25 protein-coding genes and 1 pseudogene are annotated in these 24,603 nt (G+C 65.9%); 12 read left to right on the forward strand and 14 right to left on the reverse strand.

Annotated features, from left to right (window positions below; all coding sequences use genetic code 11):
• Positions 1-142: 142 nt before the first annotated feature.
• Positions 143-1,327, reverse strand: a complete 1,185-nt coding sequence (locus tag AB0N05_RS01095) for an FAD-dependent monooxygenase (RefSeq protein ID WP_364685788.1) — start codon at positions 1,325-1,327, stop codon at positions 143-145.
• Positions 1,328-1,433: 106 nt separating this feature from the next.
• On the opposite strand from AB0N05_RS01095, the gene AB0N05_RS01100 reads away from it, so the two are divergent.
• Together AB0N05_RS01100 and AB0N05_RS01105 are read left to right on the forward strand one after the other, a co-directional pair.
• Positions 1,434-2,159: a TetR/AcrR family transcriptional regulator gene (locus AB0N05_RS01100; RefSeq protein WP_364685791.1), complete on the forward strand. Its 726-nt coding sequence runs from the start codon at positions 1,434-1,436 to the stop codon at positions 2,157-2,159.
• 75 nt (positions 2,160-2,234) lie between these two features.
• Complete coding sequence (locus AB0N05_RS01105) at positions 2,235-2,657, forward strand: limonene-1,2-epoxide hydrolase family protein (RefSeq protein ID WP_364685794.1); 423 nt, start codon at positions 2,235-2,237, stop codon at positions 2,655-2,657.
• Here the strand turns inward: AB0N05_RS01105 and AB0N05_RS01110 are convergent.
• The 5 genes from AB0N05_RS01110 to AB0N05_RS01130 form a co-directional block, all read right to left on the reverse strand.
• Positions 2,643-4,211, reverse strand: a complete 1,569-nt coding sequence (locus AB0N05_RS01110; RefSeq protein ID WP_364685797.1) for an NAD(P)/FAD-dependent oxidoreductase — start codon at positions 4,209-4,211, stop codon at positions 2,643-2,645. The two genes, AB0N05_RS01105 and AB0N05_RS01110, sit on opposite strands and share 15 nt — an antisense overlap.
• Positions 4,212-4,331: 120 nt before the next feature.
• On the reverse strand, positions 4,332-5,186 hold the full coding sequence (locus AB0N05_RS01115) for an acyl-ACP desaturase (RefSeq protein WP_364685800.1): 855 nt from the start codon (positions 5,184-5,186) through the stop codon (positions 4,332-4,334).
• Between the two features lie 222 nt (positions 5,187-5,408).
• The gene (locus AB0N05_RS01120) at positions 5,409-5,927 is read right to left on the reverse strand and encodes an esterase (protein ID WP_364685803.1); all 519 of its coding nucleotides are present in this window, start codon (positions 5,925-5,927) and stop codon (positions 5,409-5,411) included.
• A gap of 195 nt (positions 5,928-6,122) precedes the next feature.
• Positions 6,123-7,475, reverse strand: coding sequence for a PhoH family protein (locus tag AB0N05_RS01125; RefSeq protein WP_364687409.1), 1,353 nt, complete (start codon positions 7,473-7,475; stop codon positions 6,123-6,125).
• A gap of 278 nt (positions 7,476-7,753) precedes the next feature.
• Positions 7,754-8,164 carry a DUF488 family protein gene (locus tag AB0N05_RS01130; protein WP_364685806.1) on the reverse strand — a complete coding sequence of 137 codons (411 nt, stop codon included), beginning with the start codon at positions 8,162-8,164 and terminating at the stop codon, positions 7,754-7,756.
• Here AB0N05_RS01130 and AB0N05_RS01135 point away from each other — a divergent pair.
• Complete coding sequence (locus tag AB0N05_RS01135) at positions 8,163-8,435, forward strand: hypothetical protein (RefSeq protein WP_364685809.1); 273 nt, start codon at positions 8,163-8,165, stop codon at positions 8,433-8,435. The two genes, AB0N05_RS01130 and AB0N05_RS01135, sit on opposite strands and share 2 nt — an antisense overlap.
• A 31-nt stretch (positions 8,436-8,466) precedes the next feature.
• Here AB0N05_RS01135 and AB0N05_RS01140 read toward each other — a convergent pair whose 3' ends face one another.
• Positions 8,467-8,778, reverse strand: coding sequence for a hypothetical protein (locus AB0N05_RS01140; protein ID WP_364685812.1), 312 nt, complete (start codon positions 8,776-8,778; stop codon positions 8,467-8,469).
• Between the two features lie 223 nt (positions 8,779-9,001).
• On the opposite strand from AB0N05_RS01140, the gene AB0N05_RS01145 reads away from it, so the two are divergent.
• Positions 9,002-9,874 (forward strand): pirin family protein, encoded by an 873-nt coding sequence (locus tag AB0N05_RS01145; RefSeq protein ID WP_364685815.1) that lies wholly within the window; start codon positions 9,002-9,004, stop codon positions 9,872-9,874.
• A gap of 158 nt (positions 9,875-10,032) precedes the next feature.
• Here the strand turns inward: AB0N05_RS01145 and glyA are convergent, their stop codons facing one another.
• Together glyA and AB0N05_RS01155 are read right to left on the reverse strand one after the other, a co-directional pair.
• A complete protein-coding gene (glyA, locus tag AB0N05_RS01150; protein ID WP_364687411.1) occupies positions 10,033-11,328 on the reverse strand; it encodes a serine hydroxymethyltransferase in 1,296 nt (431 codons plus the stop codon).
• Positions 11,329-11,891: 563 nt separating this feature from the next.
• Positions 11,892-13,088, reverse strand: a complete 1,197-nt coding sequence (locus AB0N05_RS01155; RefSeq protein WP_364685818.1) for a DUF885 domain-containing protein — start codon at positions 13,086-13,088, stop codon at positions 11,892-11,894.
• Between the two features lie 226 nt (positions 13,089-13,314).
• On the opposite strand from AB0N05_RS01155, the gene coaA reads away from it, so the two are divergent.
• A complete protein-coding gene (gene coaA, locus AB0N05_RS01160; protein ID WP_364685821.1) occupies positions 13,315-14,247 on the forward strand; it encodes a type I pantothenate kinase in 933 nt (310 codons plus the stop codon).
• A gap of 13 nt (positions 14,248-14,260) precedes the next feature.
• On the opposite strand, the gene AB0N05_RS01165 is transcribed toward coaA, so the two are convergent.
• Both AB0N05_RS01165 and AB0N05_RS01170 read right to left on the reverse strand, forming a co-directional pair.
• The gene (locus tag AB0N05_RS01165; RefSeq protein WP_364687413.1) at positions 14,261-14,827 is read right to left on the reverse strand and encodes a hypothetical protein; all 567 of its coding nucleotides are present in this window, start codon (positions 14,825-14,827) and stop codon (positions 14,261-14,263) included.
• A gap of 145 nt (positions 14,828-14,972) precedes the next feature.
• Complete coding sequence (locus tag AB0N05_RS01170; RefSeq protein ID WP_364685824.1) at positions 14,973-15,764, reverse strand: isoprenyl transferase; 792 nt, start codon at positions 15,762-15,764, stop codon at positions 14,973-14,975.
• 112 nt (positions 15,765-15,876) lie between these two features.
• Between AB0N05_RS01170 and AB0N05_RS01175 the strand changes: the two genes are divergently transcribed.
• Both AB0N05_RS01175 and AB0N05_RS01180 read left to right on the forward strand, forming a co-directional pair.
• Positions 15,877-16,539 (forward strand): hemolysin III family protein, encoded by a 663-nt coding sequence (locus AB0N05_RS01175; protein ID WP_364685827.1) that lies wholly within the window; start codon positions 15,877-15,879, stop codon positions 16,537-16,539.
• A gap of 134 nt (positions 16,540-16,673) precedes the next feature.
• Positions 16,674-18,254, forward strand: coding sequence for an adenylate/guanylate cyclase domain-containing protein (locus AB0N05_RS01180; RefSeq protein WP_364685830.1), 1,581 nt, complete (start codon positions 16,674-16,676; stop codon positions 18,252-18,254).
• On the opposite strand, the gene AB0N05_RS01185 is transcribed toward AB0N05_RS01180, so the two are convergent.
• A complete protein-coding gene (locus tag AB0N05_RS01185) occupies positions 18,255-19,004 on the reverse strand; it encodes an ATP-grasp domain-containing protein (protein ID WP_364685833.1) in 750 nt (249 codons plus the stop codon). It abuts the gene before it with no gap.
• A gap of 183 nt (positions 19,005-19,187) precedes the next feature.
• On the opposite strand from AB0N05_RS01185, the gene AB0N05_RS01190 reads away from it, so the two are divergent.
• Positions 19,188-19,658 carry a hypothetical protein gene (locus tag AB0N05_RS01190; protein WP_364685836.1) on the forward strand — a complete coding sequence of 157 codons (471 nt, stop codon included), beginning with the start codon at positions 19,188-19,190 and terminating at the stop codon, positions 19,656-19,658.
• Positions 19,659-19,662: 4 nt separating this feature from the next.
• On the opposite strand, the gene AB0N05_RS01195 is transcribed toward AB0N05_RS01190, so the two are convergent.
• Together AB0N05_RS01195 and AB0N05_RS01200 are read right to left on the reverse strand one after the other, a co-directional pair.
• Positions 19,663-21,765: a thioredoxin domain-containing protein gene (locus tag AB0N05_RS01195; protein WP_364685839.1), complete on the reverse strand. Its 2,103-nt coding sequence runs from the start codon at positions 21,763-21,765 to the stop codon at positions 19,663-19,665.
• An 86-nt stretch (positions 21,766-21,851) separates the two neighbouring features.
• Positions 21,852-22,433, reverse strand: coding sequence for a TetR family transcriptional regulator (locus tag AB0N05_RS01200; protein ID WP_364685842.1), 582 nt, complete (start codon positions 22,431-22,433; stop codon positions 21,852-21,854).
• 185 nt (positions 22,434-22,618) lie between these two features.
• On the opposite strand from AB0N05_RS01200, the gene AB0N05_RS01205 reads away from it, so the two are divergent.
• The 4 genes and pseudogenes from AB0N05_RS01205 to AB0N05_RS01220 all read left to right on the forward strand — a co-directional run bounded on the left by AB0N05_RS01205 (position 22,619) and on the right by AB0N05_RS01220 (position 24,578).
• Complete coding sequence (locus tag AB0N05_RS01205) at positions 22,619-22,990, forward strand: nuclear transport factor 2 family protein (RefSeq protein ID WP_364685845.1); 372 nt, start codon at positions 22,619-22,621, stop codon at positions 22,988-22,990.
• A gap of 109 nt (positions 22,991-23,099) precedes the next feature.
• Complete coding sequence (locus tag AB0N05_RS01210) at positions 23,100-23,501, forward strand: PPOX class F420-dependent oxidoreductase (RefSeq protein WP_364685848.1); 402 nt, start codon at positions 23,100-23,102, stop codon at positions 23,499-23,501.
• Positions 23,456-23,659, forward strand: a pseudogene (locus AB0N05_RS01215) (VOC family protein); the annotation flags it as partial. The gene AB0N05_RS01210 and the pseudogene AB0N05_RS01215, both read left to right, overlap by 46 nt.
• Positions 23,660-23,972: 313 nt before the next feature.
• Complete coding sequence (locus AB0N05_RS01220; protein WP_364685851.1) at positions 23,973-24,578, forward strand: GNAT family protein; 606 nt, start codon at positions 23,973-23,975, stop codon at positions 24,576-24,578.
• Positions 24,579-24,603: the final 25 nt, after the last annotated feature.

The raw sequence follows: 24,603 nt of genomic DNA on the forward strand, positions 1-24,603 counted from the left end.
ACAATGTTGGCAGCAGTTGTAGCAGGTCTCGTCGCCCTTTTCGGCCTGGGCGCTTCCGCCTTCCTGGCGGCAATCGGAATCATCGTTTGAATGACACGGTCGGTGGGTATGGCGGCGCAAGCCGCCATACCCACGTCCAGTGTCATTTGGAGGCAATGAGTTCCGGGTAGTTCTTCAGATCGATATCATTCTTGGCGGAATCGGCATACTTCACCATGAGTTTGAAGCCGAATGAGCCGAGGAACCAATTCCGCAGGCGCAGACCACGAGCCGTCTTCGGGGCCAGGAAGCGGCCCGGGCTGGCATCGTCGGCCTTGCGGGTATAGCGCTTCATGATTTCCCCGTAGCGGGCGAACGCCACGGTGTAGTCGCCGTCGGCGGCGGCCAGTTCACCGGCCAGCACGTACGCGCCGACCACCGCGAGCCCCGTACCGAATCCGCCCAGGGTGTGGCCGTAGGCGGCATCGCCGACCAGCGCGACCCGCCCCCGCGCGAACTCCTTCATCGACACCTTGGCGATGGCGTCGAGGTAGAAGCCGTCGAGGTTCGGGAGTTCGGCCAGCATGCCCGGCACCTCCCAGCCCATCCCCGCGAACTTGTCCGCGACGATGCGCCGCTGCGCGTCGAGGTCGTCGCGCGCGTAACCGAGTTCCGGTGAGGCGAACATGTAGAACTGTCCCGCCTTGGGCCCGCCGGTCATGGCGAATCGTCCGGGAACATTGCAGACGAGGGACTGCGCCCGCTCGCGCGGCCCCTCCGGCATGTCCTCCCAGTGCGAGGCTCCGGCGAGCGCGTAGTAGTAGCCCTCGTGGGTGACGAACTCCTTTTCCGGTCCGAAGGCCAGTTTCCGCACGCGTGAATGGATTCCGTCGCAGCCGAAGACCAGATCGAAGGTGCGGGCCGGGGCCTGTTCGAATTCGACGTGCACGCCGTCCGCGGTCTCGATGAGGGCGGTGATGGTGTCTCCGAAGAGGTATTCGCACTCGTCGGCGGTGCGGCTGTACATGACCTCGGACAGATCGCCGCGCAGGATCTCGAGATCGCCGCCGATGAAGTCGCCGGAGATGATCGCCTGCTGCTCCCCGGCTTCGTCGACCATCAGCCAATCCGTCTTGCCGGTCTGCCGCCGCTTGATGTCGTCGAGCATGCCCATGCGCTCGAGCACGGTCATATGGGTTTCGCCGGTGAAGTCGATGGCTTGGCCACCCGCACGCAGGCTCGGCGACCGCTCCACGACGGTGACGGCGAAACCGTAGCGGTGCAGCCAGTAGGCGAGGGCCGGGCCGGCGACGCTGGCTCCGGAGATGAGGACGGTGGTGTTGCGCATGGCGGCTACTCCTTCAAGAACTGCGTCCCATGGACGCTGTTTATGATGATTAGCGTATTCTGGACGCAGTTTCACGTCAACAGGTAATTTCCGGAAGGATGACGCCATGCCCGCACCGACCACCTCCGAACTGCTGTGGCGCTCATCGACACCACCCCGGCGAGGGCCCAAGCCCTCGCTCACCCTGGAGCAGATCGTCGCCGAGGCGATCGCCCTCGCCGATGCCGAGGGACTGGCGAACCTGTCCATGCAGCGGCTGGCCGAACGCCTCGGCTGCGCCAAGATGGCGCTCTATCGCTATGTGCCGGGCAGGACCGAGCTGACCGCGCTCATGCTGGACTGCGCCTTCGACACGCCACCGGAATTGCCTGCCGCACACGCGGATTCGAGCGGCGAACCCTGGCGCTCCTACCTTCGAGACTGGGCCGAGACGCTGTTCGAACGCATGCAAGCCCATCCCTGGGGCCTCGAAATCGCGTCGCGCGTGCGCCCCATGGGCCCGAACGAGATGAGCTGGATGGAAGCCGCATTGGCCGTGCTGGCCGACAGCCTGCTGACCCCCGGCGAACGCATCGACAGCGTCGTGCTGCTGATCGGTCATGCCCGCAGCCTGGTGCCCTTTATGACCGGCGCCGACGACGGCGATGCCGAAGCCCGCGTCGCCCGGGAGATCACCGCGGTCCTGGCCGCCCACGCCGACCGCTATCCGTATATCGCGGCCACCTATGCCGAGCAGGCCGCGGCCGCGGACCCCGGGCGCAACAATGCCCTGGCCTTCGGCATCGACCGGATTCTGGACGGCCTCGGCGCATTGATGGCCAGCCGACAGTAGACACGCCGGACCCGCGGGCGTGCGAAGGTCCGGAATCCCTATGCCGGTGCGGGGATTGGCCCTACAGTCGGGAGCATGCCCGAGCTCCCCGAATTGCAGCAGGATGCGATCACCACGGTGCGCGAGTTCTTCGCCGCGATGGAGATGAACATCGTCAACGAGGCCCTGGATCTCGCCGATCCCGGCATCGTCTGGAAGAACACCTCCCTGCCGGATGTGCGCGGCATCGACCGGGTGCGCTGGGTGCTGAGCGGTTTGAACCGGCCCCAGTTCGGCTTCCGCGCCGATATGCACCACATCGCCGCCGACGGCGAGAATGTGGTGCTCACCGAGCGCACCGACTACCTACGCTTCGGCCCGGTCGAAATCTCCTTCTGGGTCTGCGGCACCTTCGAACTCCGCGATGGCCGCATCATCCTCTGGCACGACCATTTCAGCTGGGAGAACTTCCTGCGCGGCACCGCCGTCGGCGTCTTCCAGGCGCTATTTCGCCGCTGACCCGCGCATGAAGTGACGAATGAGCGCATAGGCCGAGCCGAGCACCGCGAGGGCTCCGACGGCTTGTGCGACGCTCGACCCCTGTGAACTGCGCTGCGGCGCAAGGCCTTCGCGCACCCGGGATCGCTCTTCGGTGATACCGCGGTAGCGCCCCGGCAGCAGCACGCCCAGATATTCGGTGAGCAGATTGCCGGTTCGCCGGGTGGGCAGGCCCATATCGCGCATCAGATCATCGATGTGGTGTGACAGGTACGGCCCGATGAAATAGCCCTCCGGGCGGCCCGGCATGACCTCACCGAGCCAGGCGGCGACTCGGGCTATCTCGGCGAGCATGTCCTCGAGCGGCGGCACACCCAACTCGCCGCGGAAGCTTTGCGACAACCAGTGCGCGGAGATCTCCGCGGAGAGCTGGCAGGCGACCGAGGAGGCGAAGCCGATGAATCCGAGCCGCTGTTCGGTCGGTGCCAGGATGTGGCGGTACAGCCGGTACCTGCCGTCCGTTTGCACGGCCGAGTGCAGTTCGGGCGTGAGAAAGGGCGCGGACTGCCGCCAGCCGGTCGCGAAAACGATGACGTCCGCGTCGATTCGATCGCCCCCGGCCAATCGAATACCGTCACCACCGGTGAAGCCCGCAATGGTGTCCCGACGCAGCCGGATCCGCCCGAGGCGGGCCATATCGTAGAAGTCCTGCCCCACACCGGCATTCTCGATTCCGTGCGGCAGGGGCCGGTCGGGCACCAGGATGCGCGGCATGCGCAATAGTGTGCGCGCCCAGAAACTCAGGATCTGCCAGAACAATCGGGTCACGGGCGCACCCGGCCCATGCAGGAAACGCTCGAGTCGATCCATGTGGTGATACGGCAGGAACAGCTCCCCGCCCCGGCCGACGAACCTATCGAACGGCGCGCCGCCGGGCAGGTATCTGGGAGCCATGTAGTACGGCTTGCGGAAGACGAGTGTGCAGGTCTCGGCCCGCGCGCCCGCCCACGCGGCGCAGTCGAGCGCGGACTTGCCCGCGCCGACGACCACGACGCGTCTACCGGTGAACAGCGCCGGATCGGTGGCCTGGCTGGAATGCACCAGCACGCCGTCGAATCGGTCCGCGCCGTCGATCACCGGCAGCTGCGGTTCGGAGAAGACCCCGCTGCACACCACGACGAAGTCGGAGCGCACCGTCTCGGGTCCGTCCGGGCCGAGCAGATCGATCTCGAATCCGTCCTCGGCACGCTCGACCCGAACGACCTCGGTGGACAGTCGAATGCACTCCACGAGGCCGAAACGTTCCGCATACGACGCCAGATAGGCACGCACCTGAGCCGCGGCCGGAAAGGTATCGGCCGACTCCGGATACGGATGGTCGGAGAAGGCGTAGGTATCGCGGGAGTTATTGGTGCGCAGGCCAGGATAGGTCCGGGATTCGATCCAGACGCCGCCGAACTGCGGCTCCTTCTCGAAGACCAGCACCTCGAACCCGTCGGCGCGCAGCACCTTGGCGGTCACCAACCCGGCAATGCCCGCGCCGATGACCACGACTCGATTCCCCGTAGTGCCCATAACGAACCGCCCCCTCGGGAATCCGTGTTCCCCGACGTCATACGCTACGTCAGCGACACGCTCCCGAGGGGGCGGTTTTCAACAATCACGGTGCGGCCGAACCGGATTCGGCCCCGGAGATCAGCGCAGGTGCTCCAGCTCGGCGCGGGCCTTGTCGCCCGCTTCGCTGAAGTCGGTGCGGGAGAAGATATTCCACTGCGCGAGCAGCGGCTTGAAGACCAGCTCCGCCTCATTCGCGCGGTCGTAGATACCGGCCTCGGCGAGCACCTCATCGCTGGTGCGGCCGTCGGAGAGGGTGGCGACCGGGACGTGGAAGTCCGCGACGCGGTCCGCGATGGCGCGAATGGCCTGGTCGGGAGCCAGGTCGAGGGCGGCGGAGACCAGGTTCGCGAAGAAGACGGCCTGGAGTTCGTCATCGGCGGCCAGACGCGAGGCGATGGCGGCGACGGTCGGGTTGTCGGCGAGCTTCTCGGTATTGCGGTGGCGCACGGCGGCCGCGACCTCTTCGAAGGCCCATTCGGCGAGCACGTCGATCAGGTGCATGGCGGGGCGGCGGTAGTTTTCGGTCATATGCGACATGCGCATGCGCTCGAGGGCGATGGGATCGACGGCGCGGGTGACCATGAGGAAGTTGCGGATCAGGATCTCGTGCCGGTTCTCCTCCGCGGTCCAGCGGCCGACCCAGCGCCACCACGGGCCGATGCGCAGGTACTTGCCGATCTCGCGGTGGTAGGAGGGCAGATTGTCGGCAATCAGCACGCTGACGGTCAGCGCCGTCTTGGAGACCTCGCTCAGTTCGGATTGCGCGGGGTCCCAATCGGTTCCGCCGAGGAACTCGAAGTTGCGGCCGTCATCCCACGGCACATAGTCGTGCGGCTGCCATTCGGCGGCCACGGCGATGTGTCGCGTGAGGTTTGCCTCCACCTCGGGGGCGAGCGATTCCAGCAGTTCCCGGTCCGACAAAACGTTCTGCACGTGGACAACCTAGCGGCTTCGCGGCAAACGTGGGAACTGTTCCGCCTCCCCGCATCTTCAGCGCCCGGCTGAAGGAGCGTTGACCGCTGTGTATGCGTGCCGCCGGTTGAGAGCCGAAACAATCTTGGACGTCCCGACGAGTTACCCCGAACTCACGAAATCAGTTGTCCGGAGGGACCGCGTCCCGAGACGCGACAAAGTCGCGTCTCGGGACGTTCGGGACTACTTCGGGGTGACGGTGGTCTTGCCGTCCACGAAGGTGATGCTGCCACCGGTGAATTCGCTCTTCTGGCCGCCGTCGGTCATGGTGACCTCGTCGGTGGTCGGGTACCCGAGCTTGCCGTCGGGGCCGCCGTCGGCCTCCCATGCCTTGCGAATCTCGCCCCACACCACGTGGGTTCCGGTGGCCGGGCTGGAGTAGATCGCGCCGCCCGCGAACTCCTGTTCCATTCCGCCGCCGGGTGCTTCCTTCTCGGGTCCGGAAGGCGTTCCCATGGGCCCGGTTTCGCCGCCGAGCTCGGTGTACTTGGTGAGGAAGTCGCCGCTGATGGTGACCTCGGAACCGTCCCGGGTGGCGATCTTGGTCTCGCTCGCGCCACCGTTCGTCATTTCGGCGCTGGTGGTCATGCCCGTTTCGGACTTGGCGTCCTTGTCTTTGTCCTTGTCGCAACCCGCGGCGAACAGGGTCACGACCGCGACCGCCGCGATGATGCCGGCCGTACGTCGAGCGAAGTGATGCATTTCCATCCTCTCGGTAACTCAGGCCACGGAGATACCTACTGGCAACCATTCAGCGAATTACGAAGGGTGCGCCGAATTTCCAGCAGAACAGGTATTTGCGGGGAATATACCCTGAGCACTGTGAGGTGAAACACACGCTATGGCGTAGCCCGATCGAACGGCCGGAGCCGCCCGATCGGGCACTGGACCGCTAGCTCACGCGTTGGGCCCGAACTCCTCCAGCATCTCGGTGACCAGCGCCGCGATCGGCGACCGCTCACTGCGGGTGAGGGTGACATGCGCGAACAGCGGATGCCCCTTGAGCTTCTCGATCACGGCGGCCACGCCGTCGTGCCGTCCGACCCGCAGATTGTCGCGCTGTGCGACATCGTGGGTGAGCACCACCCGCGATCCGCTGCCCAAACGGCTCAGCACCGTGAGCAGCACATTGCGTTCGAGGGACTGCGCCTCGTCCACGATCACGAAGGAGTCGTGCAGCGACCGGCCGCGAATGTGGGTGAGCGGCAGGACTTCCAGCATGCCGCGCGCCTGTACCTCCTCCATCACCTCCGGGCTGGCGAGCCCTTCCAGGGTGTCGAAGACGGCCTGCGCCCACGGCCCCATCTTGTCGCTCTCACTGCCGGGCAGATAGCCGAGATCCTGTCCGCCGACCGCGTACAGCGGACGGAACACCACCACCTTGCGGTGCGAGCGGCGTTCCAGCACGGCCTCCAATCCGGCGGTCAGCGCGAGCGCGGACTTACCGGTGCCCGCCCGGCCGCCGAGGGAGATGATGCCGATGCTCTCGTCCAGCAGCAGGTCGAGGGCGATGCGCTGTTCGGCCGACCGGCCGTGCAGCCCGAACGCCTCCCGATCGCCGCGCACCAGCTGCACCCGCTTGTCCGGGGTCACCCTGCCGAGCGCGCTGCCGCGCCCGCCGAGCAGCCGGATTCCGGTGTGGCAGGGCATATCCCGGGCCTCGTCGAGGTCGATGACGCTCTCGGTGTAGAGCTTGTCGACGGTATCGGAGCCGACCTCGATCTCCACCATGCCGGTCCACCCGGAGGTGACGACATCCTGTGCGTGATACTCGTCCGCCTGCAATCCGACCGCGCTCGCCTTGACGCGCAGCGGAATGTCCTTGGATACCAGTACGACTCGCTGACCCTCGGCCGCCAGATTCAAGGCGCAGGCGAGGATGCGGGAATCGTTTGTGTCCGTTCGGAATCCGACCGGCAGCACATTGGGATCGGTGTGGTTGAGCTCCACTTGGAGCGTGCCACCCCCGGTCCCGATGGGCACCCGCTGATCGAGCCGACCGTGTGCCAGACGCAGATCGTCCAGCATGCGCAGCGCCTCCCGGGCGAACCAGCCCAGTTCGTGGTGATGGCGTTTGGCCTCGAGTTCACTGATGACCACCAGCGGCAGCACCACATGGTGCTCGCCGAAGCGGGTCAGTGCCCACGGGTCAGAAAGCAGCACCGACGTATCCACAACGAAGGTTTTCAGTCCGGAATCGGACGACTGCGAGGCGCGAACTCCCTGACCTGTGGTGTCCTCGCTCGCGATCGAGCGGGCATCCCTGGTGGGAGCGTTGACGGAGCGTGCATCAGTCACGGTGGGCTCCTTTGCCACTCGCGCGACACCGCGCGAGCGTTCTCGCTGGGCCGGTCGGGCCTTGGGGTCTAAAAGACCCGAGGGCCGGGTGCCGGCCCTCTCGCACTGATTTGCTCAGTCACGATCAGGACCTCCCGTACGAACCACACCTACGCGGCCCGCACCCCCGACGCTACCGCCGAAATCGTTTTCCGGCCTCCCGGATTACAGGCGTGTTGGTGAAGATCCCGTTAACGCGGGTCTGCTCTGCGTGTTTCGTCCAGTTCATCCAGCAGTACCGGGACATGACTGTGCTCCGGATCCTTCACCGCCGTGACTAGCGTCAACGGTCCTGCAGCGGCCTCCTCGCGCAGCCGCGCGAGCCCCTCCCGCGCCTCGTCCGCGGTAAGTTCGGATCGATATTTGCGCTCGAAGTCGGCCCGGCGCGTCCCCGGATCGGCGTGGTACCACTTCCGCAGTTCGTTCGACGGGGTCACGTCTTTGGCCCATTCGTCTATGGCCGCTTCCTGTTTGCTGACCCCGCGCGGCCAGAGCCGATCCACCAGCACCCGGCGGCCGTCGCCCGCCTCCGGCACGTCGTACACACGCTTGACCCGGTACCTCGGTTGCTGCGCCATGAAGTCCATTAGAGTCGACGTCATGGCCGAAACGCAGGATCTCGAGTCGCTGTCCACCAAGGAGCTACACGATCGCGCCGTGAAGCTGGCGGTTCGCCATGGCGATGTGAAGTTCCTCTGGGAGCTCCTGAAGTCCATCCCGGCCGCCTCCGCCGCCGCCGGGAATCTGGGCGAGAGCGAACTCGACATCAAATACCTGCTGCCGCTGCTCGACGATTACCGGCACGCGGGCGAGGGCGAGATCGGCGAGGTGCTGCGTCCCATGTACCTCGACTACCTCACCAAGCACTCCTGATCCGGAGGCGCGGCCGAGTTGTGCGGAGCGGCTAGGAGCCGTGTAGTCCCGCCAGTACGTCGCGCACGAACGGCAGGAAGCCCTGCGAGCCCGATGCGAAATCCTTCATATGCACGGTGGTGCGGTCGCTGGTCTCGAAGACCTCGCGCACGATGCTGAGTCGTAGCTCGAGATCCAGCCCCGCACCCATGATGACGTGATCGACGGCCGTCTCCGCGAACACCGCCTTCACGTCCTCGAGACCCGTCCCCGAGTGAAATTCAATGTCCGGCAGGTCGATTCGCTCCCGGGCATCGTCGACAACAATCGCCTTCACCCCGAGCAGCAGCACAGTGGTCGTCATGAGTGCCTCCGATCCGATTGCAGGATAGGCCGATTCACTCCATCCCGCGCGCGATCTCGCGACTGCCGCACCGACCCGCCCGCGACCGTGACCGCCGACACGTCCTCGCCGACCGGTGACCCCGGCGTTTGCGGGGCTGACAGCCGGGAATACCCGGATGCACCCGCCGGTTAGTTGATGTGTCATCAAAATCGATGGCGTCCGGCCGACGAGAGGAGCGCGCATGACCACATCAGTGCCGGTATCCCGGAAGATCGACCGCGTCCGGACCAAGGCCATGGGCGGCCCGACCGAACAGGTCGATAAGAACGCCCTGGTCATCTCCCCCGAGAACGTCAGCCAGACCGATCCGTTCCTGCTCATGGCGGAGGACTGGTTCTCCTCCCCCGGCTTCGAATGGCATCCGCATCGCGGCGTGGAAACCGTGACCGTGGTCCTCGACGGCGTCCTCGAACACGGCGACAGCCTCGGCCACGCGGGCGCACTCGAGCCCGGCGACATCCAGTGGATGACCGCGGGTCGCGGCATCATCCACCGCGAGCTCGCCTACCGCAACGAACACGCGCACACCCTGCAACTGTGGTTGAACCTGCCCGCCGACAAGCGCATGGTCGAAACCCGTTACCAGGACCTGCGTCTCGCCGATCAGGCCACCCTCGAAGCCCCCGGCGTCCTCGTCCGAGTGGTCTCCGGCACTGCGTCCGGCATCACCGGGCCCGCCGAAAACCATTGGCCCATCACGGGTCTCATCGTGACGCTGGAGCCCGGCAGCAGCTACAGCCCCCTGCTCTCCCCGGAGGATCGCGCCTTCGCCTATGTCCTGGAAGGCAATGCGACGATGGCGGGCACCGCGGTGGCCGAGGGCCAGGTGGCCTGGTCCGATCCGATGGACGTCCCCGACCCGACCACCCTGGAAATCCGCGGCACCGACCCGGAACGCCGAACCACCGTAATCCTGTTCGCGGGCAAGCCGATTCGCGAGCCCATCGTCTTCGGCGGCCCCTTCGTCATGGGCACTCGCGACGAGATCGAGCAGGCCTACCGCGATTTCCGCCATGGCAAGTTCGGCCCGATCCCCCGCCTGCAACGCCTCTGACACTCAGGGGCGCAGGACGACACGAGGCTTCATGATCAGGGAGCTGTGGTGGCGGAATTCCGGGCCGAATCACGCCACCACAGCTCCTTGATCATGAAAGAGGCCCTCCTCGACCGGAATTCGGTCGGGGAGGGCCTGTTTCAGGTCGGGGGTGGGGATCAGCCCAGGAGGCGCCAGTCTTCGAGGCCCTCGTAGAGGGGGAAGTCCTGGGCCAGTTTGGAGACGCGCTGGCGGAGGGAGTCGAGGTCGGCGGAGCCGGTGAGGGCTGCGGCGATGATTTCGGCTACCTCGGTGAATTCGGTGTCGCCGAAGCCGCGGGTGGCGAGGGCGGGGGTGCCGATGCGGAGGCCGGAGGTGACCATCGGGGGGCGCGGGTCGAACGGAACGGCGTTGCGGTTCACGGTGATTCCGATTTCGTGCAGGAGGTCCTCGCCCTGCTGGCCGTCGAGCTGCGAGTTGCGCAGGTCGACCAGGACCAGGTGCACGTCGGTGCCGCCGGTGAGGACATTGATGCCCTTGGCGGTGCAGTCGGCGGCGGTCAGGCGCTCGGCCAGGATCTTGGCGCCGGACAGGGTGCGCTCCTGGCGCTCCTTGAACTCCGGAGTACCGGCGATCTTGAAGGAGACGGCCTTCGCGGCGATGGCATGCATGAGCGGTCCGCCCTGCTGGCCGGGGAACACCGCGCTATTGAGCTTCTTGGCGAATTCCTGCTTGGCCAGGATCAGGCCGGAGCGGGGGCCGCCGAGGGTCTTGTGCACGGTGGAGGAGACGACATCGGCGTGCGGGACCGGGGACGGGTGCAGTCCGGCCGCGACCAGACCGGCGAAGTGCGCCATATCGACCCAGAGGTAAGCGCCCACCTCGTCGGCGATCTCACGGAAGGCGGCGAAGTCCAGGTGCCGCGGGTACGCGGACCAACCGGCGACGATCACCTTGGGGCGGGTGTCGCGGGCGATCTTGCGGACCTCGTCCATATCGACGCGGTGGTCTTCCTTGGACACACCGTAGGCGTGCACCTCGTACAGCTTGCCCGAGAAGTTCAGGCGCATGCCGTGGGTGAGGTGGCCGCCGTGCGCGAGATCCAGGCCGAGCAGCTTCTCGCCCGGGTTCATCAGCGCCATCAGGACGGCGGCATTGGCCTGCGCGCCCGAATGCGGCTGGACGTTCGCGAAATCCGCGCCGAAGAGTTCGGTGACGCGGGCGCGGGCCAGATCCTCGACGACATCGACGTTCTCGCAGCCGCCGTAGTAGCGGCGACCCGGGTAACCCTCGGCGTACTTGTTGGTCAGCACGCTGCCCTGCGCCTGCAAGACCGCGCGCGGCACGAAGTTCTCCGAGGCGATCATCTCGAGGGTGTCGCGCTGCCGGGCGAGTTCCCCACCCATCGCGGCGGCGACCTCGGGATCGAGTTCGGCGAGGGACTGGCTGTTGACAGAAGTACTCGTCTGGGTCACGCCGCCGAGTGTATTGGCCGCTGCGACATCGCCGATCAGAGGGTTCTGCGTGTCGACGGGAATCTGAGAATGCATCGCAACCTCCGTGCTCCGGATGCCCCCGGGGTACCCCAAGGGCGGTCCGGCACCCAGGCGCGCGGTGCAGGACTTCGGTGCTTCCCGGTGGTTCATTCCACCTCGATTGCGCCAGTCGCGGTCCTGCCAGCTTATCCCGCGCGAATTCCAGCCGGGTGGACGTACCACCGTGCCCCGAAAAATCGGGGCATCCGGGTGGTCCGTCCACGGTCGCGGATGTGGTTGCCCGTTCCGGTGGACAGGGTCGAATATTCGGGCTATGACGGGGCAACAAATCTCGGTATTGTTACGCCCCGCTGGCCTTGTTATAGGCCAGTGACATTGGCCCATCTGAGCTTTGAGGAATCACATGAACTACATTGCCGGCGGCGGACTCCCCGACTTTCTCGTCACCATCCTGAAGACCCTGTGCACGCTGTCCAGCGGTGGTGCCAGCTGCGGGACTTGGGGCGTCTGATCCGCCAGTAGGACCTTCGGGGAGTAGCCCCTCACATCCCGCGAATAGCGCCGGGTGTGAGGGGTTCGTCCAATAGGCGACAAAATCGCTCGGACCGCTCCCCCGCATCGGCGGCTGCGTCCAACCAGCCGCCGAGCAACCGATATCCCTCCACATAGGTGCTGATGTAGGCCCGCCACAGCGGCGAGGACAGGAAGCGCAGCGACTGCCGCGCGCGTTCCGGTGTGACCAGACTCCAGCGCTGCAGGAATTCCGCGACCTCGTCGGCATCGCGGCGGCGATCGTGCAGCAGCAGCGCCGCATCCTGGCGGACACTCAGCAGATTCGCCGAGGCGGTCGAAATCTGTTCGGCGCGTTCACCGTCGAAGCGCAGTCCGAGATCGGCGAAGATCTCCTGCGCCCACAGGCCCCAGCCCGGCCCGACGATGGACTTCAGCGCCAGATCCGCCAGCCCCTCCGCCATCAGGCATTGCGGGGTATTGACCACGAACAGCGTCTGCTCGTCCTGCCCGGCCGCGACCAGTCCGGCCTCCTTGCGGCAGTGCTCGGTGTGATGGCCCGGGTAGGACTCGTGCGCGATCAGGTGCGGCAGCTGCGACATGTGCTGCTTCAGATCGGAATTGATGGCGACCTTGGACTGATAGTTGCCGAGGTAGTAGTTGAAGCCGGACCACGGCTTATCGCCCACCACTTCGTATTCGACGCGTTCGTGGTCGGGCAGCGGGTAGCGCTGGCGGACCAGTTCGCGCAGTGCGCCGGAGAAGGCGGCCACGCAGTCGTTCAGGCGGTCGGGCGGGATCTCGTCGGCGCGGCGGTGCGCGGTGAGGCGGTCGAAGAGCGGGCCGTCGCCGGGGAGTACCTCGTCGAGCTGCCGGTGCGCCTCGCGGTAGTCGTCCTCGTCGCCGGGTGCGATATCGACATCGAAGTAGGCGCGCACCTCATCGATGAAGTTGATGTCATCACCGGCGAACTTGCGGCCGGAGCATTCGAGCGCGCGCAGGTGCACGTCCAGGAATTCGGTGCGCTCGGATCCGAGGCCCGCGTCCGGAAGTTCCTTGCGCAGTGCGGCAGCTCGATGCGCGAGGTCCCGCGGTTCGGGCTTGGGCGCGTTCTCCACCTCGCGCCGTAATGCCGGATCACCGGTGAAGGCGTCGACGAATCCTTCTTCCAATCGGTCGAAGGCCAAACCCAGCCGCAGGTATTCGGTGACGAGTGGATGCGCTCCCATAAGGGTCGACCTTATTGGATCGCGGCAACTCCCGGGCGCGGCCCGGGTGGCATATCTCACTCGGGGTTACCGGCGAGTAGGTACACCTGGTGTTCACCGCGATGTTGGAGCCGAGCACAATTCGCGTATGCGAGAGGTGTGGACCGGATCTCACCACCACGGGCACGGCTGGTGTGAGAATTCGTCCGAACGGAGCTGTTGTTCGCTCACCCGGGGACGTGACTGAGTGGCACGGATGAGCGAGCCGAGTCCCTATGTGGAATTCGACCGGAAACAGTGGCGCACACTGCGCAAGTCGACTCCCCTGGTGCTCACCGAAGAAGAGCTGATCGGCCTGCGCGGCCTGGGTGAGCAGATCGATCTCGAGGAAGTCGCCGAGGTCTACCTGCCACTCGCCCGCCTCATCCACCTTCAGGTCGCCGCCAGACAGCGCCTGTTCGCCGCCACCGCCACCTTCCTCGGCGAAACCCATCCGGACCGCCAGGTGCCGTTCGTGATCGGCGTGGCGGGCTCGGTGGCGGTCGGCAAGTCCACCACCGCGCGTGTGCTGCAGGCGCTGCTGGCCCGCTGGGATCACCATCCGCGGGTGGATCTGGTCACCACCGACGGATTCCTCTACCCCACAGCCGAACTCACCCGGCGCGGCATCATGCACCGCAAGGGCTTCCCGGAGTCCTATGATCGCCGCAAGCTGCTGCGCTTCGTCACCGAGGTGAAATCCGGTGCGACCGAGGTGTGCGCGCCGGTGTACTCGCATATCGCCTACGACATCGTGCCCGGCGAATACCACTGCGTGCGCCAGCCCGACATCCTGATCGTGGAGGGCCTGAACGTCCTGCAAACCGGGCCGCGGCTGATGGTCTCGGACCTGTTCGACTTCTCGGTCTATGTGGACGCGCGCATCGAGGACATCGAGAACTGGTACGTGCAGCGCTTCCTGTCGCTGCGCGAGACCGCCTTCGCGAATCCGAACTCGCATTTCCATCACTATGCGAAGTTCAACGATCAGGAGGCGACCAACGCCGCCAAGGAAATCTGGCACAACACCAACCGGCCGAACCTGGTGGACAATATTCTGCCCACCCGGCCGCGCGCGACCCTGGTGCTGCGCAAGGATTCCGACCACACCATCAACAGGCTGCGGCTGCGCAAGCTCTGAGCACGCGCGCAGGTCACAGCTTCCAGGCCGCGTCCAGGCGGGCCGCCACATCGATATCGGTGGCGGCCTGGATATTCGGTTTGCGGATCTCGGCGGCAATGTAGCGCGCGACGAATCGGCGGATCTCGTGATCGACGCTGGCCAGAATGCGCAGTAGTTCACCGCGCCGGGAAGCGCTCGCCACATTGATGCGCACATTGCTGGGCTGCGGTTCGGCAATATCGATGAGCACCCGCAACGGGGCTGCGGTGCGGACCGTCAGATGTAGGTGAATGGTGCCGTCCACATGGAATGGATAGCGGTCCACCGAGAGGTCGATGAGCAGGTCCACATCCAGGGGGATCACCAGGTCGAACGAAATGTTCTGCTCGACTTCCTGATTCAGCCGGGGCTGGCCGAGCCGGATGTCCGCCGAGAGTTTCGCGATACGCCCCGGGCCGACGCCGATCGGGCCGAATGCGAACTCCTCGCCGGTGAGTTTCTCGAACGCCCCGGCTATCCGCTCGGGGGAGGCCGCGTATTCGAGAAAGCGCCGCCCGAACTCCTCGTAGGTGATGTAGGACTCTGCGGCGGTGACCATGGAATCCGCGGGGCCGACCGGTGCTGAATCCATGGGACCGACCGCCCCCTCGCGCAGCTCGCTCATGCAATCCGACGGTACGGGAGCATCACGCTGGCGAACCCGGATGCCATTGCACTGCAATGGAACCGTTGAATTGCCGTGTCTATACGCCGAAGCGGCGATGCCGGGCGGCGTAATCCCGCAGCGCCCGCAGGAAATCCACGCGCCGGAACTCCGGCCAGTACGCCTCGGTGAACCAGATCTCCGAATAGGCGCTCTGCCACAGCAGGAATCCCGAGAGCCGCTGCTCGCCGGAGGTGCGGATGACCAGATCCGGATCGGGCTGACCGGAGGTGTAGAGATGCTGGCCGATGGCCTCGACGGTGATGGACTGCACCAGATCCTCACCGGTCTCGCCCGCCTCCATCTCCTGGCGGACCAGTGAGCGCACCGCGTCGGCGATCTCCTGGCGGCCGCCGTAGCCGATGGCCACGTTCACGTGCACGCCGGTGCGGCCGTCGGTGCGGTCGGCGGCATAGCGCAGCCGCTTGGCCACATCCTCCGGTAGCTGATGCAGCGCGCCGACGATGCGGACGCTCCAATGCTGTTCCGGCGCAGAGAGTTCCTCGACGACATCGGTGATCACCTCGAACAGCGTGTCGAGTTCGTCGGAGTCGCGGCCCAGGTTCTCGGTGGACAGCAGGTAGAGGGTCACCATCTCGATGCCGACCTCGCCACACCACCCGACCAGCTCGGCGATCTTGAGCGCCCCCACCCGATGCCCGTGAGAGACATCGGTGAAGCCGTTCTCCCGCGCCCAGCGCCGATTCCCGTCGCACATCACCGCAATGTGCCGGGGATGTTGCTTACCGGCCAGCTGCTGGGACAGCCGAGCTTCGTAAATGCGATATGGCAGTCCACGCACCTGACTCGCAACCTTCACGGCGACCAACATACGCCCCGTGGATGTGCGATCCGTGTGCGCTATGTGTTGGATTTGTAGTGAGCGGCGTGACGGTTCATCGGCCACTAACCTACGGTACCGTAGGTTACTCAGGAGGTAACTGGTGTCCGTTCTCGAAGAACCCGCGCTGATCAAACCCCGCCTGCGCGGCTGGATTCATGCCTGGGCCGTCGGGATCGCCGCCCTCGGCGTGATCGCACTGGTCGCCAAGGCCACCACGATCTCGGCGACCGCTACCTGGTCGACGCTGGTCTACGGGCTGACCGTCTGCGGCGTGTTCGGGATCAGCGCCACATATCACCGGGTGAACTGGGCCACCGCGCGTGCCCGCATGTGGATGAAACGTGCCGATCACAGCATGATTTTCCTGTTCATCGCAGGGAGCTACACGCCGTTCGCGCTCCTCGGTGTGCGCGGGCGCGCCGGGGCCATACTGCTGGCGGTCGTCTGGATCGGTGCGCTGGCCGGGGTGACGCTGAAGATGCTGTGGCCCACCGCTCCCCGCTGGCTGGGGGTGCCGCTGTATCTGCTGCTCGGCTGGGCCATCGTGCCGGTGGCCGGGACCTTGGTCCACAATGTCGGCTGGACGCCGGTGCTCCTGCTGATCGCGGGCGGCATCGCCTACAGCGTGGGCGGCATCCTGTACGCCTCGCGCTGGCCGGATCCGTGGCCGGAGGTATTCGGGCATCACGAGTTCTTCCATGCCGCAACGGTCGTCGCGGCGCTGTGCCATTACATCGCTGTGTGGCTCGTCCTATTGACGTGAACCGAGCAATTACTCACAAACGTGCAATCTGGGCCGAAAGGTCTCTAAAGTCCTGAGCAACAGCCGGACCACACACCGAGGCACCAGACCGCTATGAACGCACCGATCGCCGCGCCCGCGACACCCTTGGCGACGTGATCAGCAGGGTCATTCTCTGGGCGCTGCGTGCGCGGTGGGGGCTGTCCCTCGTCGTCATGGCGTGCAATCTCGGCGGTCTCGCGGTCATCACCACCGAACTGTGGCTGAGCGGATTCTTCGGGCGGCTCGGGTCGACGTGGATGAACACCTTCGCGGGCGTGGGTGTGTATCCGGCGATCGGCGCGTTCGTGGGCATCGTGCTCGCGGTGCGGGACCGGACCCACTATTTCGGCTGGCTCGATCAGCGGCGGCCGCCCACCGAAACCGAGGCGAAGCGGCTGCTGCACCTGCCCATGGGGATCACGATGCGGGCGCTGGCGATCTGGCTGCCCGGTGTGATCATCGCGGCGGCGCTGTTCGCGCATGCCACTCCGCAGCGGGATTTCGCGGTGGTGCTGGCCATGTTCACACTCGGCGGGCTGGAATCGGCGGCGCTCACCTATCTGATCGTGGACCGGCTGATCCGGCCGACCATTCCGGTGGTGGCCGAGGTCTTGGACGGCACCGCGCACTGGAGTTCCAGTGTGCTCACGCGGGTGCTGGTGACCTTCGCCGTGACCGGTGCGGTGCCGCTGTTCATGCTGATCACCGTGCTCGCGGACCCGTCCTCGAATGCGAGCGACCGGATTCGCACCGGCATCTATCTGGCCGTGGTCGGGCTGTCCGCGGGCATTGTCGCCACGGCGGCGCTGGCCCGGGCCGTGGCCACGCCCATGCATACGCTGCGCGACGCGCTGGACCGCATCGCCCGCGGTGAGCTCGAGGTGAGCGTGCCGATCGGCAGCACCAGCGAGATCGGGCGGCTCGAGCATTCGGTGAACGAGCTGGCCGCCAATCTCCGTGAGCGCGAACGCATGCGGACCGTTTTCGGCCGCCATGTGGGCACCGAGGTGGCCGAGCGGGCGCTCGCGGGCACCGCCAGCCTCACCGGCGATATGCGGGTCGTGACGGCGCTTTTCGTGGATGTGACCGGGTCGGTGGCGATGGCCACCGAGCTTGAACCGGATGATTTCGTGGCCAAGCTCAATCGGCTGCTGTCCATTGTGGTGGCCGCGACCGAGGACAATCACGGGCTGGTCAATAAATTCGAAGGCGATGCGGCGCTGTGCATTTTCGGCGCGCCCATCGCGTTGGACGACAACGCCACGCCCGCGCTGCGCGCCGCCCGCCGCATTCGCGACGAGGTGGCCGATGCCGGTGAACTCGATGTCGGCATCGGCGTGGCGCGCGGGCTGGTGTTCGCCGGTGATATCGGCGCGGACACCCGCCTCGAATTCACCGTCATCGGCGATGCCGTGAACGAGGCCGCCCGGCTCACCACCGAGGCCAAGCAGGTTCCCCGGCGAATCCTGGCCAGTCAGGCCGTCATCGACGCCGCCTGCGACTCCGAACGCGATAAGTGGATCCTCCGCGACACCATCCACCTCCGGGGTCGCAAGGAGCCCACGGCAGTGTGGACCGACGTTCCGGCTCCCACGCGATCCCGCCGCAACGGCACCGCCCGACCGGCCGCCGCGCCCCCGCCGGACCCAGCCCCGGCCCCCGAGCCCGCCGCCGACCAGGCTGCTGATCGCTGATCATTCCGCCCGCACCGCCGGAGCCGCGGCCCACGTCGCATCCGCCGCACTCAATTCCGTGCGAGGTATGCACGATCGCTCGAGCACCTCCAGCACCCGCTGCGGATCGCATCCGTAAACGCCTGCGCCCCAAGCGCTATTGGCCTCGACGATCGCCCAGCCGCGGGACTCGATCAACCCGATATCGATGACCACCGCGGGTGGCACCGCCACCTCGGCCAGGACTCGATCCACATACTCCCGCGCAGCCGCCGACTCCTGTTCGGACATCGGCCAACTCCCGTCCTCCGCCCGAGCCAGCTCCCCGTCGCGCAGATACGGCGACATGGTCGACACCCGCCCATCCCGCACGAAGCACCGCACCTCGAGCTCCCACCGCACGGGTTCGGCCATCAGCACCGTCGTGTCATCCGGGCACGCCTCCACCGAAGGCAACCCCACCCCGTGTCGGTAAACGGCACCCTCGAACCCTTTGCGCCCATCGGCGGGTTTCACGAAAACCGGTGTGGCACAAGTGCGAGCCTCCTCGAGGGTCGCGACCCGTATGTCGCGCCGCCGATGCTCCTGCGGCAGCTCGGGCAGCCATCCGTCCGGCACATCCATCAACGCTTGCCCCAATTGCGTCGCGATCACCTCGGCGAACAATGGCTCCCCATAAACGGCGACCGCCTCCCCCTCCAGATCCTCGGGAGCGCGCCATCCGCCGAGCCGCCGCACACTCCACCCAGCCCGAATGGCGGCTCCCCGCATAATCCGAGAGTCATCCGTGTACCGCGGCGACAAAATCAAAGTAGTCACAAGTCCCGGACTGTAGAACCGCCTGACCTCCCCAGCAACGGAATATGCCGCCCCGGATTCTCGTACTGCGGTACTGGGGGTGGCTCGTACTCGCGAGGGATCTCCCGGTGGGATGGTCGGCGGCACAGTCACTGCATGACTCACGCCGCCTCACTTCAGACTTCATTCGAATCGAAGCCCGCCCGGCCGCCCTCGGTGACGCTGGCCTTCCGGGCCATTGTGGCCGCCTTGCTCGCCGGGGTCGCCGAGACAGTGGTGCACGTGGCCAGGACGCTCGCCGACGGTGACGGCATGGGCGAGCTGGTGCCCGGGCTGCTCATGCGCACGTTCATCTACCTGTTGGTGCTCACCGTCGCATACCGCATGGCCGACGGAAGTCGCTGGGCCCGAGCGGCTCTCGTGGGCGGGCTCGGCATCCTCGGACTGGCCTCACTCGTGATCGAGCCGCTCGGCGCGATCACGTCCGCCGACGGCCCGGGCGACCTGTTCGCGGACTGGACCCCGACCTCGTGGGTGATCTGCCTATTCCGCGTCCTGCACGTCATCGCCGTCCTGATCGCCGTCCCCGCAATGCTCCGCGCGGGCAACTACTTCCGCCGCAGCTGACCGGTCAGGCCGACTGCGGTGGGAGCAGCGCGATGCGGACTTCCGATGCCATGGTGACCGGCAGGTCGCAGACCGAACCGCGGCAGACGTAGGCGGCGGGGGTGCCGTTCACCGAGGGGCGGTCGGCCAGCAGGGGCTGTGAATCCTGTAGTCCGGCAACGATTACCGATCCTCCGGGGACGGCCATCCGGGCGGCCAGGGCCAGTTCCGCGGCCAGGCCGAGGGTGTCGGCTTCGTCGCCCGCGATGGCGACCTGAATCGGGCCCCGCAGCGAGGCTTCGGCCACCGCGAGCCAGTTTCCGGCCGAGCGCGGCGCTCGGGCCAGGAGGATGGCTCCGCGTTCGAGGGTGCGGTCGGCGAGATCGCGATAGCGGGTGGCACGGTCCGGGTCACTGAGAGCGGCTGCGGTCAGCAGGGCGTCGGCAAGAACGGACGCACCGGCCGGGGTCGCACCGTCCAGGGGATCACGGGGGCGAGTGACCAGGGATTCGGCGTCATCGGCGGTATCGAACCAGCTGCCGGGGGAATCAGGATCAGCGAAGTGGGTGATGGCGGCATCCAGAATGCGCTGGGCATCGGCGAGCCAGTCACCGTCCGAAGTCTGATGCAGAGCGAGCAAACCCAGTGTGAGCCAAGCGTAATCCTCGAGCACGCCCGGTGCCGCCCCGGCCACGCCACCCAGCGAGGCGCGGCAGACGCGCCCGTCGGTGACATGCGTTTCCAGCAGGAATCGAGCGCAACGTTCGGCGGCGGCCACCCAATTCAGGTGCAGGTGCGCCGCACCCGCCTCGGCGAGGGCCGCAATGGCCATGCCATTCCAGGCCGTGACCACTTTGTCGTCGCGGGCGGGCTGAGGACGGCGGGTGCGCGCGGCGCTAAGAGCGGCGCGAATACGTTCCAGCCGTTCATATTCGGCCGCATCCGGGTCCTTGTACCGGGTGAGAACCGACGTGCCGTGCTCGAAGGTCCCGGCCGTGGTGACACCGAAAACCTCTGCCGCCCAAGCCCCATCGATCGCACCCAGCACGCCGTTCAACTCGGCAGGAGTCCACACGTAGGTCGCGCCTTCGACACCAGGCTGCCCCGGCTCCAGGTGCGTATCCGCATCCAGCGCGGAGGCGAACCCGCCGTGCTCGGTCCCCAGATCATCCAGCAGGAATTGCGCCGTCTCGCGAGTTATCCGCAGCGCCAACGGATCCGAAGCACCCGATCCCTTGCCGGTATCCCGCCACGGCGACTCCTCCCCATCCCGCTCCCGCCGCGCGAGATGCGAGTACACCCGCAACAACTGCGCATTGTCGTACAACATCTTCTCGAAATGCGGCACCACCCAAGCCGCATCCACCGAATACCGCGCGAACCCACCCCTCAACTGGTCATAGATCCCACCCCGCCCCATGGCCTCGGCCGTGAACGAAACCACATGCCGCACACCAATATCCCCGGTCCGCTCGTAATACCGCAACAACCCCTCCAACAACGCCGAAGGCGGAAACTTCGGCGCACCCCCGAACCCCCCATGCTGCTGATCCACATCCCGCACCACCGCATTCACCGCATGCGCAAGCAATTCCGCCCCCACCTGCACCGACCCCTCCGGCAACCCCGCCGTCTGCTGCCGCAACGCATCCCCCACCTGCGCCGCCGCCGTATCGACCTCCCCCCGCCGATTCACCCAGGTGTCATTGACCGCAGTCAGCAACTGCGTAAACGAGGGCATCCCCTGCCGAGCCGTCTTCGGGTAGTAAGTCCCGCAATAAAACGGCTCCCCCGCAGGCGTCAAGAAGCAAGTCATAGGCCACCCACCCTGCCCAGTCATGGCCACGGTCGCATTCATATACACCGCATCCAGATCAGGCCGCTCCTCCCGATCCACCTTGATACACACGAAGTGCTCATTCATGAGCGCCGCAGTGCCCTCATCCTCGAACGACTCATGCGCCATCACATGACACCAGTGACAACTCGCATACCCGATGGACAGCAGAATCGGCACATCCCGCTCCGCCGCCTCCACCAGCGCATCCGAGCCCCACTCCCGCCAATCCACCGGGTTGTCGGCATGCTGAAGCAAATAAGGCGAGGTCGCACTGCCCAATCGGTTCACACCAGTCAGCCTATGCCCCTGCCTCACCCGACCGGTCGAGGTCTGTTTGGATTGTTCCTCATACCTCTGTGCAAGTCGTTCGTTGCCTAGGAAAGGGCCGGGTTCGGGGTGAGGATGCGGCGGAGGATGGTTTCGATCTCCTGGCGCGCCGGGGGTGTGCTCGTGGCCACCGACTGCAGGCTGAAGCCGGTCATCGCGGCCGTCGCAGCCGCGGCGGTATCCGGATCGGTGTAGTGGAGCAGGGTTTCGTAGCTGAGCCGGGTGTAGCGATCGGCGATCGGTCGCAGCGCGGGGCGGCGCAGTGCGGCAAGGTAGAGCTCGGACTCGAGGATATTGCGATCGTGTTGATCCTCGATGGTGTACATCATCGAATCTGCAAGTGCTACAACAAGTTCCCCGGGATCCAGTCGAGGATTCGCGGCGCGCCAATCCTCGAGATAGACCGCGAATCGGTCGACTGCCCGTCGCAGGGCCGCCTCGATCAGGTCGTCCTTCGTAGCGAAGTGATATGTCGTCGCACCGAGTGGCATTCCCGCCATCGCGGCCACCGCCCGATGGGTCAACCCCTCGATCCCCCGCTCCGCGATCACCCGCTCGGTCGCGGCCGCGATCTCCTCGACCCGCGCCACAGGATCACGCCGCCGCCGAGCGGGCTTGTCCGTCGACATTTTCCTCCACTCCGTCCCAGGTAATCGATCACGTCACCGTACAGCTGTACAAGAAGCGGCCGCGCACCGCTGCCGACGGCGGGGTAGTGCAAGTTTTAAGTATTGTACTTCTGTACTTGTACATTTGTTCCGTAGTGTGGCAAACTTTTAGCAGCCACTTGGTTCGTCCACGAAAGGAGTTTGCGATGTCCAATTCCGAGTTCGTCCAGCAGTGGGTGAAGGCCTACAACGACAAGGATTTCGACCGCTTCGCGTCGATGAACACCGACGACGTCGTTTACACCATCGCTGCGCTCGGCCACGCTTTCACCGGGCGTGAGGCCTTCCTGCAACACATCCGCGAGTACGCCGACGGCGTGCCGGATCGGCGGTTCATCCTCGATCAGGTGATCGTGGACGGGGATCTGATCGCCGTCGAATACCGCTTCGAGGGAACCAGTTCCGGGAAGGTCGCGGGTCTGCCGCCGGCGGGCACCGTCTTGAAGACGAGCTTCTGCTCGGTACTGCGCCTGCGCGATGGACGCATCGCCGTACAGACCGACTACCTCGGCGGCTGAGCCTGAAGGTCGTCCGCCCAGCAACCCAGCGGCCGCGGACTCCGGGGCCGCCACCTCGAAAAGGAGAACGTCATGGAGATCGGCGTCAACCAGATCCAGTCGGTGGGCCGTGAGTGAAGCATTCACCGGACTGGGTGAGAGCCGCTACATCTATCTCACCCACTTCCGCAAAGACGGTACGCCCGTTGGCATTCCGATCTGGTTCGTGCGGGACGACGATCACCTCGCGGTCTGGGTGGAGAACGCCGACACCTGGAAAGTCAAACGGATGCGCCGAAATCCGAACGTCACGGTCGCCGACTGCGACGTGCGCGGCAACCATCGCGGACCCGAAATCGCCGCCACAGCGGAAGTTCTCGACCTCGACGGCACCCAACGCGTGCGTTCACTCATCGCCGCGAAGTACGGGCTGAGTGGACGCTTCGCGCTGTACGCCAACCGGCTCTTCCGTGGCAAGAACGCCTCGGTCGGTATCGCCATCAGATGCGCAAACGCGTCCACTTCGACCTGAGCGTCGACAACGTCACCACCGCGACCGCCCGCACGCTCGAACTCGGCGCCACCGTTCCAGACCATCAGCCCGCAGAGAGCAGCACATTCCGGATTGTCAACGCCCACGAGGATTGCCCAGCCCAAACCAATCCCACCTTTCGCGACTTCCGGAGCTGAGGTCGTATGGCTCTAGGGGCGTGAGGGCAGGAACAACGCCGCCGCCCCATCCTTGATTGCCTGCGGAATAACCCCGGCTTGTCCTTCATTGGCAAGCAACGCCTCTTCGAGTAGATCCCGCTCGATCTGGCGCTCAACGGCAATGTCCACATAAGCCCAGGCAGAATCGGGACATCCCGTTCCGCCGCCTCCGCATGAGAAGGGCCCTAGCAGCATGTCGACCGAGAGTTGGTCAGAACCACAGACGGCCCCGGGGTTGGATCGCTTTCAGCCGCTTGCCGATCCGCGCCCGAATGATGATGCGTGGCCGGATATGACATGGCCCGTACCGGACTGCACCGTGCTCAACGGGAAGGTCGTGCGGTTGACCCCTGCCGATCCCGCAGCGGATTCGACAGAGTTGTTTCACGCCCTCGATCATGCCGAGGTGTGGGCACACATTCCCGGTCGTCCCGCCAATCCACGGCAGCTCGAAGACAGGCTGCGGCAAAGGAAGTCGGTCGACGACTGGCAGGTGTGGATCGTGCGGGCCAGACGGGCGATCGGGGACAAGCCCGCCGGATCGATCCTGGGCGTGACCGCCTATATGGACGTCCATCCGCGCGACGCAGGGTTGGAGATCGGATTCACCCTCTATGCACCGTCCGTCTGGGGCACCGCGGTCAATCCCGAAGCCAAACTGCTACTACTCGATTACGCCTTCGGCACCCTCGGGGCAGGGCGAATCCAGCTCAAGACCGATATCCGAAACCATCGCTCGCAACAAGCAATTGCCCGCCTCGGCGCGCAGTACGAAGGCACCCTGCGCCGCCACTTCCGCCGGGGCGACGGAACCATCCGCGACAGCGTCCTGTTTTCGATCACCAGCGAAGACTGGCCGACTGTCCGGGCCGGACTAACCCGCCGCCTCCCCGCCTGATCAGGGGCTGCAGCCGCCCCTTCCG

Origin of the sequence: Nocardia sp. NPDC051030 (genome assembly GCF_040683015.1) — a bacterium.
GTDB lineage: Bacteria > Actinomycetota > Actinomycetes > Mycobacteriales > Mycobacteriaceae > Nocardia.

What these genes read in the sequence shown, in the direction of transcription:
- AB0N05_RS01100 (WP_364685791.1), top strand. Translation starts at nt 1,434, where the DNA reads ATGCCCGCACCGACCACCTCCGAACTGCTGTGGCGCTCATCGACACCA.
- AB0N05_RS01110 (WP_364685797.1), bottom strand. Translation starts at nt 4,211, where the DNA reads ATGGGCACTACGGGGAATCGAGTCGTGGTCATCGGCGCGGGCATTGCC.
- AB0N05_RS01200 (WP_364685842.1), bottom strand. Translation starts at nt 22,433, where the DNA reads ATGTCGACGGACAAGCCCGCTCGGCGGCGGCGTGATCCTGTGGCGCGG.
- AB0N05_RS01155 (WP_364685818.1), bottom strand. Translation starts at nt 13,088, where the DNA reads ATGGGAGCGCATCCACTCGTCACCGAATACCTGCGGCTGGGTTTGGCC.
- AB0N05_RS01220 (WP_364685851.1), top strand. Translation starts at nt 23,973, where the DNA reads ATGACATGGCCCGTACCGGACTGCACCGTGCTCAACGGGAAGGTCGTG.
- AB0N05_RS01145 (WP_364685815.1), top strand. Translation starts at nt 9,002, where the DNA reads ATGACCACATCAGTGCCGGTATCCCGGAAGATCGACCGCGTCCGGACC.
- AB0N05_RS01205 (WP_364685845.1), top strand. Translation starts at nt 22,619, where the DNA reads ATGTCCAATTCCGAGTTCGTCCAGCAGTGGGTGAAGGCCTACAACGAC.
- AB0N05_RS01095 (WP_364685788.1), bottom strand. Translation starts at nt 1,327, where the DNA reads ATGCGCAACACCACCGTCCTCATCTCCGGAGCCAGCGTCGCCGGCCCG.
- AB0N05_RS01130 (WP_364685806.1), bottom strand. Translation starts at nt 8,164, where the DNA reads ATGACGTCGACTCTAATGGACTTCATGGCGCAGCAACCGAGGTACCGG.
- AB0N05_RS01165 (WP_364687413.1), bottom strand. Translation starts at nt 14,827, where the DNA reads ATGGTCACCGCCGCAGAGTCCTACATCACCTACGAGGAGTTCGGGCGG.
- AB0N05_RS01120 (WP_364685803.1), bottom strand. Translation starts at nt 5,927, where the DNA reads ATGCATCACTTCGCTCGACGTACGGCCGGCATCATCGCGGCGGTCGCG.
- AB0N05_RS01105 (WP_364685794.1), top strand. Translation starts at nt 2,235, where the DNA reads ATGCCCGAGCTCCCCGAATTGCAGCAGGATGCGATCACCACGGTGCGC.
- AB0N05_RS01190 (WP_364685836.1), top strand. Translation starts at nt 19,188, where the DNA reads ATGACTCACGCCGCCTCACTTCAGACTTCATTCGAATCGAAGCCCGCC.
- AB0N05_RS01140 (WP_364685812.1), bottom strand. Translation starts at nt 8,778, where the DNA reads ATGACGACCACTGTGCTGCTGCTCGGGGTGAAGGCGATTGTTGTCGAC.
- AB0N05_RS01170 (WP_364685824.1), bottom strand. Translation starts at nt 15,764, where the DNA reads ATGTTGGTCGCCGTGAAGGTTGCGAGTCAGGTGCGTGGACTGCCATAT.
- AB0N05_RS01185 (WP_364685833.1), bottom strand. Translation starts at nt 19,004, where the DNA reads ATGCGGGGAGCCGCCATTCGGGCTGGGTGGAGTGTGCGGCGGCTCGGC.
- AB0N05_RS01135 (WP_364685809.1), top strand. Translation starts at nt 8,163, where the DNA reads ATGGCCGAAACGCAGGATCTCGAGTCGCTGTCCACCAAGGAGCTACAC.